Genomic DNA, 12,663 nt, shown 5'->3' on the forward strand with positions numbered 1-12,663 from the left:
ATCGCGCATCCGGCGGTCGCCGAGGCCGCGGTGATCGGTGTGCCGGACCAGAAGTGGGACGAGCGTCCGTTGGTGGCGATCGTGCTGGCCGAGGGTGCCGAAGTCAAACCCGAAGAACTGCGGGAATTCTTGGCCGACAAGTTCGCCAAATGGCAGCTGCCCGAACGGTGGACGTTCATCGCCGAGGTCCCCAAGACCAGCGTGGGCAAGTTCGACAAGAAGCGGCTACGCGCCCAGTACGCCGACGGCGACCTGGAAGTCACCACCCTCGGTTGAATCCTGCTGCCTGGTGACCGTCCCTCGTCACCACTTCACCATCGGCAGTGGTGACGAGGAGTCGGTCCGCAACCGCCGCGCGGGAAACCGGACCTGGGTGCGGTGAAAACCAAGGCTCGGATAGCGATTCGCCAAGTCGCGGCAGATAGCATGGGAGACCTCGAAGCAGCACAGCCGCCGTTCAGAAATCCGCTCGCTGCCTCGTCTAGTACTCCAGCATCACTTCGTGATGTTGTTGAGTAGCATGTCGTTTCGTGGTGGTTGATTGGGATGTCGATGGGGTGCGTGATGACGCGCGGGCGTACGCGGTCGAGCATCTGGGTGATCCGGACGGTGTGCTGGTCGTCGATGAGACCGGGTTTCTGAAGAAGGGTGTGAAATCTGCTGGGGTGCAACGGCAGTACTCGGGAGCCGCGGGTCGGGTCGAGAATTGTCAGCTCGGTGTGTTCTACGCGTACACGAGCGTGAAGGGACGCACGCTGATCGACCGGGAGTTATATCTGCCCAAGTCGTGGATCGCCGATCGAGACCGGTGCCGCGATGCCGGGGTGCCCGAGGATGTCGAGTTCGCCACGAAACAGGTTCTGGCGTAGCGGATGCTGGCTCGCACGCTGGATGCCGGCGTGCCTGCACGGTGGGTGAGCGCTGACGAGGCATACGGTGGTGATTCGAAGTTCCGCAGGTGGCTCGAGCGGCGGAGGATCGGGTGTGTGGTCGCGGTGTCCAGCAGTGCGCCGGTCGTCATGTCGCTTGCCGGTAGCAGCCGCGTCGGCCAGATCGTGGCCGCCGCGCCCCCGCGAGCATGGAAGCGTCGTAGCTGCGGAGACGGCGCGAAAGGCCTTCGGATGTTCGACTGGGCCGTGGCCACAGTGCCGACCGTGAGCGAGGCCGGACCCGGCTGGGGACGCTGGCTGCTGGCTCGCCGGTCACTGGCTCCCAACGCCAAAGGCGAACTCGAAACGGCCTACTACCTGTGTGGTGCCCCGATCGGCACCAGCGACGACGAGCTCATCCAGGTCGCCAGCGCACGCTGGGCAGTCGAGGACTGCTTCCAGACCGCGAAGACTGAAGTCGGGCTGGACCAATACCAGGTCCGCCGCTTCGACGCCTGGTACCGCCACATCACACTCGCACTGCTGGCACACACATACCTTGCTGTGACAGCCGCCATCTCCCCAAAAGCATTGGCAGCGGCCTCGTTCCACTCACACTCGGCGAGATCAGACGTCTCCTGGCAGACCTGACAACACCGTCACCGAACCTCACCACTGCGTTGCACTGGTCGACCTGGCGCAGAAGACACCAATACCAGGCCAAACAGGCCCACTATCAGCGGCGACACCGATTACATCACGAAGTGATGCTGGAGTACTAAGCTGCCGGTGGCGGCATCGAGTCGATGATGTGGAGTTTACAATCGCTGCGCAAGCGTGATGATGATCTTCTTCATCGTTCGACTATCAATGCGGTGCGATTAAGAACCACCCAGGCATACGAGTCGTTGATCCGGTACGCATCGTAACCCAGGCTGGCGCCGTATCGTCCCACGTCCGACAACACATTCTTACGCTCTTCCAGTTCTGTTCTCCTCGCAGACTTTTCGGGCTCCCTCTCCAACTCTGCGCGGATCGATTCCAGTTCCTCATCTCGTTTTGCGGTCAGGGAGCGTAAATCAGTCTTCAACGCGTCGGGGTGCATCGCCATACGAATCACTCCGCCCGGGTCGGCGCCGCCCGGTTCCCCTGCCCAATGCTCGGCCATCTCCCGGAGCCGAGCCGAATCAGGTTCGCTCGAACCAGGTTCGCGGCCGAAAACGTAAGTACCGCTGCCGAAGGCACCCTGCCCAGGAAAAAGGCTGCCGGTTTTGAATTCCTCTACATCCTGCAGTCTTTTCACGCCCCGGGACATTTCCATCCAACCCGCATCGACAGCCTCGCGCATACCCTTGGCATCCACGAGGCGGGGCAAGCCGTCGAACCCTTGGCGCCGCAGTATCTGCGCCAACGCGCGATCGCCACGCTCATAGCGCAGAGGCCCCTCAATCGCGTGATTGAGCTGACGATAATCGATTTTGCTGAGCAGACTACGGTCCGTTTCCCGCGAATCGATCCCCCGGATCCACCGCGCAATCTCTTCGTCGGTTTGTCCGACCCCGGCGACCCGACGAAGTCCGTGACTGAACTCCCTCAGTGGGCGCTCATGAAGTTCGGCTACGCCCCTTGTTACCCCGCGGAGTCTTTGAACCAACTCAGAGATCGCCTTACCCCACAGTGTGATCCTCCGGCCTCGGCGTGGCCACCTTGAATGCCATGGGATCCAACCTTCTATGTCTACGGTCGCGAACACCCTCAGGGATGAGGAACCTCTGCGCCTGTCGATCTACACTCACCAGACAGTGGACACTCCATAGGGTATAGAGCGCCGATCAGGCATTCGCTTATCAGCGAAGCTGCTGCTTCGAAGGCCGGCACCGCTATGCTCTGTGCAGGTCCACAGCTGGGGGCACCCTGACTGCAGCTGTGGCAGTTGTCCCGAAAGCTTTGACTTGTCCGCGAACCGTCCGAATCATTTTGCCTTGATCGCTATCAGGTGACCGAGTGCCCAACACAACTCGATTTCCAGCCCTTCCCGTACCGTGCAGAAAACCAAGGTTCCTCGAAACTCTTCTCGAGAGTGTCGAGAAACTTCAAAACCTTTTAGAGAGAAAACTGTGTCTCCTGTCTTGTCTTCCTTTCCTCGGGATGCGTAACGACTTTCGGCTTCGATCTTATTTATTCGATCTTATTTAGAAGAAAGGAATTGGTAGCGTGTCGACGGACCTGTATCTGGACTCCTCAAGTTATCGCGAGAGCGAACTGATGGCCAGATCGTAGGCGCCTGCCTGCCGTTTCGCAAGCCCCATCGTATTGCTTGAAGGACACGGGCTCGTGAGGGAATTGCTCGGGTCGGTGTGCGTACGTGGGCCGAAAAAAGGTACGTATGTCGGCGCGCCTTGGTGGTTACTATCGCAGGCGCAGGCGTACTTCCATTGCGGCGGCTGGGAACAACCATCGAGAGCCGCTGAGGCCGTCCGGGGCACCGACGCTCGATGGGACGGCTCGTCGGTGAGATCTCGGAGGTGTCCGGCCAGCCAGCCTGGGGAGAGTCGGAAGCAGTGCTCACCAAGATGGGATGCTAGACCTGCTTTTCGCGGTATTCATGGTCATCGTGGTCACTGCGATCTGGCTGACCGGCTTCGCGGTGAGCTTTCGTTGGCTCGACTGACTATCGCCGAGTTAGCGGAGACGGCGGGCGGTCGTGGCTGGGGCCGAGACGCCTGCTGCCGAATCGATCGAGCAGGCCGCCCGCTGCCTGAATGACGCCTACGCGGATTAGGTCGCCTCGGCCGAACTCCTCGAACTGTCCTACCTGATCACCCACCGCCGCTATTGAATCTCGGTCGACCCGCAGCGACGGGCCCTTCACGCATCGGCGTCGCGTGAGTTGAGTCGGATTTACCGAAAAATCCTGGATTGGACATACCGCTCGGAAATCAGATGGAAATGGACTACGCCCCGTGCGAAGCGGAGTAGCTTTCGGGCATAGGTAGCGTGCGGGGTGTTCTCGAGTTCGTCGACAACGCTAACGATTTCTTTGGCATATCCGGCGATGTTCGTATTGAACTCCTGCATCGACGGTGGTGTTCCGATGAGGAACATATTCATGCGATCGTCGGAGATGCCGTCAGCTGGAGCGAGAAGCTCCTTGTTCAACGATATTCTGTCGTTCGCGTGGATGATGAATAGGATTATGGCAATCATGAGTCTATGGACGTCGGGGTCGGCCCGCGATGCCGTGTAATCCTCGCTATAGACTAGATCGAGCAGAGGAATCTCAGGCTTCAGGAAGATATCGTGGAATCGGTACCCTAGATATGTGTCGATATCCCATGTGTGAATATTTCGGCTGAGAACTCTGGTGATATCGTAACAGGTGAATCCCTGCATCGAGAGATTTTCCAGTGCACGAAAGGCAGGCGGTTCCATGATCTCTTGGAGGTTGCCGAAGGTATCGGACAGCATGCGAGTGAATCGTGGATGATAGCCATTTCCGGAGAACAGATCGGAAATCTTGACATCGAGTGGTTCATGGGGTAGTTCATCGTCGAGGAGATTCCACACGGCGAAAGTAGTCGCGATCCGGTACATGACATCGACATCGTCGCTGTCGTAGATGCTGAAGGCATATTGCGTTCCAACGCCGGCGTGAAAGACCACCGGATTGCCGACGCCGAGATGGTCACCCAACTTCTTGGCCGGAAATCGATAACGCGCCAGAAATTCGACCGACTTCGATTGAACGGTGCGTTGGATCGGGGTCCAAGCGAACCGGCAGTCAGGATCGACGCCGACGGTCAACAGGGCATCGCGGAAGTTGCTGTCCTCAGCGACGAGTCGGGCTGTCTCGGAGTTCGATGGGGAGGGCAGATTCATAACGAGTCCTTGGCGTGAGTTGTCGGTCGGGCATTGCGGCCATATGGCCGCAATGCACAAGAGGGAATCGTCCGCGATTTCTTGTGGTTCTCGGGCTACTGGCCCTGGCAGAGATTCGGCTGCGACCGGGAGACCGCCGCCTCTCGCATCTCTCATGTGCGGGCGGCGAGGCGCATATGCAGGCTGCGGGGGTGCAGGGCTGCTGATCGGGCGATGCGGACGTTGTGACCGGGAAGAGTGTGCAGGCGCCATCGGGTGCTGAGGGTGGCCAGAGTCAGGGTGGCCAGGGTGACGGCGAAAACGTCACCGATACATTTGCGGGGGCCTCCTCCGAACGGGATGAGCGCGGAACCCGACGACTCGGCGTCGGCGGAGCCCCATCGATCGGGATCGAACCGTTCGGGGTCGGAATACAGATCTGGCCGGTGGTGGATCAGATAGGGACTGTAGGCGATGGTGGTGCCCGCGCGGACACGGTGCTCGCCGAGGTCGGTGTCCTCGGTCACCACGCGAGTGACGAACCAGCCCGGCGGATACAGTCTCAGTGTCTCGGTGATGATCCGGCCCGTCACCTGCAGATCGGGCAGGTCGCCGTGCCGGGCAGGGCGACCGGACAGGACGGTGTCGACCTCGCTGTGCAGCCGGTCGGCGATGCCGGGGTGCCGGTCAAGCAGGTACAACACCCATGCCAGGGTGGTTGCGGTGGTTTCAGTGCCGGCCATGAAGAAGGTGATGATCTGGTCGGCTATGTCGGCGTCGGTCAGACCGCAGCCGTCGCCGTCGCGGGCGGCCAGTAGCGCGGAGAGCAGGTCGCCATGGTCGGCGGTGTCGCCGCGGCGGTCGGCGGTGATCTTGTCGAGAAGGGCGTGCAGACGGGCACGGGCACGGGCAAAGGCTCGGTTGCCAGGAGTGGGTAACCTGTCCAGCAGGGGCGGCATCAATGCCCGCCGCATGATGCCGTCGACCAGAGTGCTGACATCCTCGAGCGCGTGAGACAGCAGAGGATCGGGCATCGTGTCGGAGAATAGCGTCGCGGTGGTTACGGCCGACGTGAGTCGCTTCGTTTCGGCGTTGACATCCAAGATTTGCCCATCACGCCAAGAATGGGTGATCGCGGTGATGTGTGCTGTCATGACGTCCGCGTATCCAGGCAAGCGGTCGCGCCCGAACGCGGGCTGCAGCAACCGTCGCTGGCGGCGATGCGCCGAATGCGGACACGTGGTCAGGCCATAACCCATAGCTTCTCTGGCCCGTTCGTAGAGCGGTCCCCCCTTGTCGAAGACACAATCGCGGCGCAAGACCTGTCTGGTCAGATCAGGGTCGCATACCACCACCACCGTAGCCGGGCCCAAGCCGATACGGACCAGATCACCATGCTCGGGCAGCGACTTCAGCAACCGCAGGGGATCGCGCAACAACGGCACAACATGACCGACTAGCGGCAGCGCCCCTGGAGCCGTAGGAATCGGGCTAGCTACCATCGGTCAACTGTAGACCGCCACGAAGCAGCATTAGGCGCAGCCGCTTCTCGAGGTTGGGAATTCGAGATGTCGGCGATGGCGACGATGGGAATCTGCTGAGCATCGCGGACGTATTGTTTGATGCTAAAGCGCTCGTACTCACTGCGTCCCGAAGGCGAAGGTGCCACCGAGCTTGATGGCGCCGCCGCGGGAATGCAGCTCCAGCGCCGGTTCGTACTCTGCCGACTGTAGGCGTCGAGGTCAGTAAGTAAAATGCCAGCGCCAGGGCCGCGCTGGGTGACCAGTTGAAGCAGATGAGCACGGACTAGGAGATGGTGCGTATGTCCAGCGATGAGGTGCTCAAGGAGATCGGGCAGTTGAAGAACGTGTTCCGCAGGCCCGAGGCCCGTGGGGCGAGCAGACCCTGCAGGCGTTGGTCGAGGCCTCCGGCATGGCGAACCTGATCAACTTCGACGATCAGCCGACCTTCAACACCGGCGACGGTGCCCAGGGGCCGGACCTGATCGTCGAGATCAGCGGGGATATGGCGGTGGTCGTCGACGCCAAGGCGTCGTTCAACGCGCTCATCGACGCTGCCGACGCGCGCGACGAGGCCGAACAGCAGCAACGGCTCGCGTTGCTTGCCAGAAACGTTCGCACCCACATCGACAGGTCGCCGCAAAGAGGTACTGGCTGCTGCCGGACAAGTCGCCGGAGCTCGTGGTGATGTTCGTGCCCTCGGACTCGTTCCTGTACGCCGCGTGGGAACAGGATCGCGGTCTTTGGGACTACACCGCGAACAAGAAGGTCATCCTCGCCACGCCGACCAGTCTGCTGGTGATCTTGCAGTCGGCTGCGGCCGTGTTGCGCTATGACAAGGCAGCGCCCAACCTGCAGTCATTCGTCCGGCGGTGCTTGACGGCTTGTCGGCGTGTCATTAGGTGACCGAGGTCAAAGGCGTCGGCGCGAAAGGCTCCAGTCCCCTTTCGATGACTGCCGAAATTCGCGCGGATGGTGCGTCACTAACGTGGAGGAGGAGTTGGTGGCGACCCGGGTATTCGCGGCCGAGCAGCTTACGCGTCTGTGGGAGTTCCGGAGATCAGCTGCTATAGCCGTGGCTGCTGGCCGTCGCCACGTTCGATGAGCATGGTCAACATGGTGAGATCCGAGATTGTCCGGACGCTGCGGCGGCCAGCTCGCCCTGTATTTCGGCGAACCCGTTGTGCACCTCGCTGAACTGGGTGTTCATCAGATCGCGCAGATCGGTCCGATCTTCATGGACGGCGGTGAATTCAGCCAGGGCGGCTTGGCGGAAGTCGCGGATCTCCGAACAGATCGCGGTCACGTCCCGGTCGGTGCCACCGGCCAGCACCGCCGCCGCAGCGTCCTGCTCGGCGATTTGCAACCGGCCGGTTAGATCACGGACCGGCGCCTCTAGCGCGGCCACATGCGCCTGCAGATCGGCGTCGGCGGCCGCGGCGTAGGCGGATTGGATGAGCCGACGTTGCTTGTGGTGGTGTGGGCCTTCGGAGGTGGCGAGCCCATTGCCGAACAATACGCGGGCCCGGTCGTAGATGCGGCCGTGGGCGAAGCTGTCGGCCTGGGTGCTCAGCACCTGCCGTACCAGGCGTGGCGCGGTGATGACGTATACAGGGTGCCGGCCCACGTCGAGGCGGACGATTCGCCCGCCCCCCGCAGCGGCACTGCGAAAGTCAGAGGGTCGCGCAACAGGTCACCAACGTGGCCCACGATGGGTAACCGTCCCGGAGCGGGCGGTATCGACTGCAAGTCGTTCGATGTTGACAGAACGGCCTTTTCGATGGCCACGGGAATCACTCCATTCGAGGCAGGTGAAGGGGATGACCCGGATCGCTGGGTGCGGGCGATCGTGGTGGTCCTGATGCGGGTGTCCGGTCTCTCTGTCGGCTGGAGAGGACGTCATCGAAGGTGCCTCTGATGCGTGGACGGTCGAGGTCGTATCGGCGGGTGTGCTGGATCCAGACGAGGTTGGCGTAGGTGTAGGCGCGCAGGTCCTGGGCGAGGCGGGCCGCTTGGGTGGCGGCGTCGGGTGACAGGTCTAGATGTGCGGCGAGATCGGGCAGTTGCCGCTGGAGCTCCAGGAACAGCAGTTGCCGTCGTTCGGCCCGGTGTAGTACGCGGTCAACCGCCTGTTGCAGGGTGCAATCCTCGCTGGCGGCGGTGACGCGTACGACATTGCAGGTTTGGCCGTCAGCGATGTCTTTTTCCAATCCGTACACGTCATTGTGCCAGGCGGTGACGTCGGCGAAGCACCAGACCATCTCCCGAAACAGCAGACTGTCGCGCAATGGGTCGGGGATGTGAAGCTGGGACACTATCTCCAAGACGTCGGCCTGGAAGATCATCGCGATGGTGTTGCGCCGCATCATCATGAAGGTCGCCGCGTCCGGGATGCGCGCGGCGGCATGGTAGCGGTTCTGGAAGGCGATGGCTTGCACGTAATCCAGGAAGTGATCGGTGATGCGACGCCGCCTGCGCGGGCTCAGCCCGGCGGTAAGCTCCGGCCAGTAGTCGGCGAACCCTTTGATCACAGCATTGGGAGTGCCAGCGGGGGTGCCGCCGGACAAGACCGTGCGCATGTCGCGTAATACCGCTGCCATGCGGCGATCACGTTCGCCCCAGTCGAAGTTGTCGTACTGGTCGTCGGCGAGTGATCCCCAACAGAACCATTTCACGCCGATCAGCAGGTGCGCCAGATCCACGGATGGGGTACAAATCCCGTGGTATAAACCGAACTTGAACGATCGCAGGTGAGCCTCCTGGACTGGCGTCGTGAGGAACCCGATCCGCCACAGCCAAGCGATAGTTTCCTCCTCGGCCTGCTCTACGGCGGGATTGACGGGCGGGTAGGGGGGATCGTAGAACCCCTCCACCAGCGCCGACGTGTCGATCATCGGCATCGCGTGCATCCTTGTCAGTCGACAGTGCATCAGTGGCACTGCAGGGTGTAGCCAAGGTGGACACAAAAGCCGCCATAGCCGTCTACTCCTTTCCGGCTTACCTCGGCTAGTGTTCTGCGCCCCGAAATTCGTTCGATATGTCTGGCGAGGGAGTAGCCGATCTCTTCGGCTGTCTTCTTCCAGGCGAACCGACGGGGGCGTTCCAGTGCGTGATCCAGTCCATGACGTCTTTCTCCAGTGCCGCAACACTTTTGTGAACGCCACGTCGGGTGAGTAGATCGGTGGGGTGGCCGAACCAGCGTTCGGCCCGGTGGAGCCAGGACGATCCGGTCGGGGTGAAGTGCACGTGGAACCGGGTGTGACGCGCGAGCCATTCGTTGACGATCGGGGTCTTGTGGGTCGCCAGATTGCCGCAGACCGGATAAACGGCCAATTCGGCGGGTACCGCCTTCTCGCTGCGACAGTGAGACTTTCGATGACCAAGGGCTTCGGTGAGCAGTGTGCACGACACCGGTTGCGTCGGTGCGGTCGGGGAGCTGTCGGCGTTCCGGGAGGAGTTGTATCGGTGCCTGCCCCGGCGGGCACACGCGGTATTTGATGTGGTGGACGCGGTGTTGTGCGTGACTTGCGGCCGCTCCGCATCCGCGGCAACAACCGCGCGGTCCAGATCTGCCACGTGATGACCTCCCCCGTCCCGCCCTTGCGGGTCGCCATCGCGCACGGTTCGCCGTGTCGAGGTCGGGCACATCCGGCATCAGCGCCTCCTCGGCACGCGCCTACTGCCGCGCGGCGAGCACCCCCGCCTCAGCGGGGCGGCTCATCCGCCACCTCAGTCCAAATGCGAAATCCTATCGAGTTCCTGTGCCAGTAATTCCGGCGCGGAAAAGAACGGCGAATGGGCGGTAGGCAGTTCCGCAATTTCGGTAATACCATGCTCCTTGTACATCGCGCGCTGAATCTCTGGCGGATTAATCACATCATGCATCGTGAGGATAGCTGTCCGTCGGACCCGTCCGAAATGGGTGGGGGTGACTTGGACTGGCGTGATGAACGAACCGAGTGGCTCAGGGGTCAGCAGGCGCAGCGCCAAGGCTACATCTTCGGGGGCGCATCCACCATAGAACAATTGAGGTGCTACCGCTAACGGGATGGTGATTGCGTCTGCGGCACTGCCCGCAGTGAAGTCTGGGCTGATTTCGGCAATATTCGGCCCAATCGCCGGATGTGTCATCATCGACTGCCCTCCACTCAAAACGATAGCTGACAGATAGACAAGGGTTTGGATACGGTCGGGACAGCGTTCCGCCACGAGGGTGACGGTCATACCGCCCATCGAGTGCCCCACCAGCACGGCCGGCTCATCCAAGGACAGCAGAACCGACTCGATGGAGGCCGCGTAGTCGTGCAATGTCAACCCTTTTAGTGGGGTTCGGTCGACACCGTGTCCAGGTAAATCCGGGGTAACTACTCGATGCCCTGCGGCCTCTAGCAGGGGAATTACGCGAAACCAACACCAGGCACCGTGAGACCCGCCGTGAACCAAAACGAACGTACTCATAGCGAAGAGCATGCACGGGCGGGGGCGCCTCTTCGATCAAATGTATTCCCGATGTTGGGAATGTATGTGACTGCGTACGTATCTCTCCCATCTTCACAGATGCGCGTCGTCAATTGTGCCGCCATCGCGCTGGTGGCCCAGCCGACTACGAAAAGGTCTGTGATCTCGTGTCCCGCTGGGGAGATCTCTTGCCAGCGGTAAAGCAGGTCGGCAGGCGTACCCGTAGCCGCCTGGGACGCAAGAAACTCCTTCGCTTCGGAGATCGAATCGACAGGAAGGCCGACAAGAATACGTACGTGATTTGGCATTAGTTGCGGATGTCAGCAGCTGCCCGGCTGTAAAACACTGTGTCCAGCCACTGGCTCGGTCCGACTGGTCGGTGCACGTGTCACGTAGGTTGGGTACTCAATTATTATTGGAGAGAGCGCCTTGTCGCTCTGGGGCGACCTATTACAGGGGTTGCGAGCACGGCTGGATTCGCATTCGGTGGCCCCATCGGTGCTGCTGTAGCCGGGGGAGTGGTCTGCGGATTTGAAAACGGATGGGATCCTGAGTCGATACTCGAGGCCACTCCTTTATCGTAAAGGCTGAAATCGCTATTCAAACGGCTGCCGATCTGCTCAGCCGAGGAATTGCCGGAGCCGCCGCCCGAAAGTCGATGATCTACTGACACCCACGGTGGTCGGAACGCTGGGGAGGGTGAGGCGAGTGAGGAGTATAAAAACGTTTGTACTGACGTGGAGGCTCGGCAGATGAAGCTGCTGCAGTTGGATCGTGGAGTAGCGGAGACCTCTGAACGCAGGCCGGGTGGCGCGACATACCCCCGTTGAGTCAGCCAAAAGCCTTTCGGCGACAGGAACCTCAGGAGTCAATCCACCCGGCCTGCTGCAGCACGCTACGGGTAGCTACCCCGACCACGAACCGCTACCGGAGATATAAGTCGGCAACCTCCAGCGAGCTCGTCGGCTGGTTGGCCGGGTCCACTGGACATATCGCTCTGCTAGGAGTGCTCGAAGGCTGGCAGCATGTCGGCTCCGTCTTGGTGAGCGAATTCGCCGCCCGCGCACGCCGCGCGGGCGCGGGCGCGTTGACCGTCACTATTGATACCGAGCCACTCGGCCGCTGAGACCGGCGGCGCTTTGCCCCGTCAAGGCTTCATACCCAGCTGTGTCAACCTGAATCGGCCCCGGCCCGGCGGCTTGGTCTGGCTCCGGGCGGTATGGCCAGGAGTGAGGTGGCACAATCGTTGGGTATGAGTGTTGCGTTTTTCCTTACTTCGCTGGCGATCGTTGCGACTCCCGGCACAGGTGCCATTCTCACCATCACCGCTGGTCTACGCGGTGGGCGGCGGATGGCGGTGATCACGGCGTTCGGGTGCACCATAGGGATCGTGCCTCATCTGGTGGCCGCGGTAACCGGGACAGCCGCGCTGTTAAGGGCGGGCGCTGTCGCTTTCGACGTACTGAAGGTTGCGGGTGTGATCTACCTGTTGTTCGTGGCATGGACGACCTGGCGTGACGCTGGTGTTGTCGCTATAGGCGAGAACGCGCCGACGCGTGCGTGGCGTACCGTCGGTAATGCTGTCCTCGCAAATCTGTTGAACCCGAAGCTGTCGTTGTTCTTCTTCGCGTTTCTCCCACAGTTCATCTCGCCGCAACAAGCGGTGTTACCGCAGATGGTGCTTCTCAGTGGGGTCTTCATGGCGTTGACGTTCGTTGTGTTCGTGGGGTATGGGATGTTCGCCAGCGCCATGCGCCATCACGTGATCACGAAACCCCGATTCGTTCGACGGCTTCAGCGTGCCTTCTCGCTCAGCTACCTCGGTATCGGAGTGAAGCTCGCGACTGTTCACCAATGAGCATGCTAGTGCCTCGTCCAAGTAGGTTGCCTCGGTAACTGGGTGTCGGGTTGATCGTGGACCTGTTGCCGGTGATGCTGCCGGTGGAGGTGGTGTTGGT

General features: G+C 61.3%; 10 protein-coding genes and 3 pseudogenes. 6 read left to right on the forward strand and 7 right to left on the reverse strand.

The window, feature by feature from the left end; genetic code table 11:
- The 3 genes and pseudogenes from ACIHAX_RS37275 to ACIHAX_RS37285 all read left to right on the forward strand — a co-directional run.
- Window positions 1-276, forward strand: a pseudogene (locus tag ACIHAX_RS37275) (fatty acid--CoA ligase); the annotation flags it as partial.
- A 254-nt stretch (window positions 277-530) separates the two neighbouring features.
- Window positions 531-869 carry a transposase gene (locus ACIHAX_RS37280; RefSeq protein WP_397080920.1) on the forward strand — a complete coding sequence of 113 codons (339 nt, stop codon included), beginning with the start codon at window positions 531-533 and terminating at the stop codon, window positions 867-869.
- A 3-nt stretch (window positions 870-872) separates the two neighbouring features.
- The gene (locus tag ACIHAX_RS37285; protein WP_397282361.1) at window positions 873-1,520 is read left to right on the forward strand and encodes a transposase; all 648 of its coding nucleotides are present in this window, start codon (window positions 873-875) and stop codon (window positions 1,518-1,520) included.
- Window positions 1,521-1,722: 202 nt separating this feature from the next.
- On the opposite strand, the gene ACIHAX_RS37290 is transcribed toward ACIHAX_RS37285, so the two are convergent.
- The 3 genes from ACIHAX_RS37290 to ACIHAX_RS37300 all read right to left on the reverse strand — a co-directional run bounded on the left by ACIHAX_RS37290 (window position 1,723) and on the right by ACIHAX_RS37300 (window position 6,229).
- The gene (locus ACIHAX_RS37290; protein ID WP_397080924.1) at window positions 1,723-2,280 is read right to left on the reverse strand and encodes a hypothetical protein; all 558 of its coding nucleotides are present in this window, start codon (window positions 2,278-2,280) and stop codon (window positions 1,723-1,725) included.
- 1,490 nt (window positions 2,281-3,770) lie between these two features.
- Window positions 3,771-4,748, reverse strand: coding sequence for a hypothetical protein (locus ACIHAX_RS37295; protein WP_397282363.1), 978 nt, complete (start codon window positions 4,746-4,748; stop codon window positions 3,771-3,773).
- Between the two features lie 152 nt (window positions 4,749-4,900).
- The gene (locus tag ACIHAX_RS37300; protein WP_397080930.1) at window positions 4,901-6,229 is read right to left on the reverse strand and encodes a cytochrome P450; all 1,329 of its coding nucleotides are present in this window, start codon (window positions 6,227-6,229) and stop codon (window positions 4,901-4,903) included.
- 430 nt (window positions 6,230-6,659) lie between these two features.
- On the opposite strand from ACIHAX_RS37300, the pseudogene rmuC reads away from it, so the two are divergent.
- Window positions 6,660-7,153, forward strand: a pseudogene (gene rmuC / locus ACIHAX_RS37305) (DNA recombination protein RmuC).
- 205 nt (window positions 7,154-7,358) lie between these two features.
- Here the strand turns inward: rmuC and ACIHAX_RS37310 are convergent.
- From ACIHAX_RS37310 to ACIHAX_RS37325, 4 genes and pseudogenes are all read right to left on the reverse strand, one after another.
- Window positions 7,359-7,907: pseudogene (locus ACIHAX_RS37310) on the reverse strand (cytochrome P450); the annotation flags it as partial.
- A gap of 133 nt (window positions 7,908-8,040) precedes the next feature.
- On the reverse strand, window positions 8,041-9,147 hold the full coding sequence (locus ACIHAX_RS37315; protein WP_364439615.1) for a terpene synthase family protein: 1,107 nt from the start codon (window positions 9,145-9,147) through the stop codon (window positions 8,041-8,043).
- Between the two features lie 106 nt (window positions 9,148-9,253).
- A complete protein-coding gene (locus ACIHAX_RS37320) occupies window positions 9,254-9,823 on the reverse strand; it encodes a hypothetical protein (protein ID WP_364439618.1) in 570 nt (189 codons plus the stop codon).
- A 153-nt stretch (window positions 9,824-9,976) separates the two neighbouring features.
- Window positions 9,977-10,717, reverse strand: a complete 741-nt coding sequence (locus ACIHAX_RS37325) for an alpha/beta fold hydrolase (protein WP_364439621.1) — start codon at window positions 10,715-10,717, stop codon at window positions 9,977-9,979.
- A gap of 958 nt (window positions 10,718-11,675) precedes the next feature.
- Here ACIHAX_RS37325 and ACIHAX_RS37330 point away from each other — a divergent pair.
- Together ACIHAX_RS37330 and ACIHAX_RS37335 are read left to right on the forward strand one after the other, a co-directional pair.
- Window positions 11,676-11,831 (forward strand): hypothetical protein, encoded by a 156-nt coding sequence (locus tag ACIHAX_RS37330; RefSeq protein WP_397282365.1) that lies wholly within the window; start codon window positions 11,676-11,678, stop codon window positions 11,829-11,831.
- A gap of 126 nt (window positions 11,832-11,957) precedes the next feature.
- A complete protein-coding gene (locus tag ACIHAX_RS37335) occupies window positions 11,958-12,563 on the forward strand; it encodes a LysE family translocator (protein WP_364439624.1) in 606 nt (201 codons plus the stop codon).
- Window positions 12,564-12,663: the final 100 nt, after the last annotated feature.

This window comes from Nocardia sp. NPDC051929 (assembly GCF_044548645.1).
Classification (GTDB): Bacteria; Actinomycetota; Actinomycetes; order Mycobacteriales; family Mycobacteriaceae; genus Nocardia; species Nocardia sichangensis.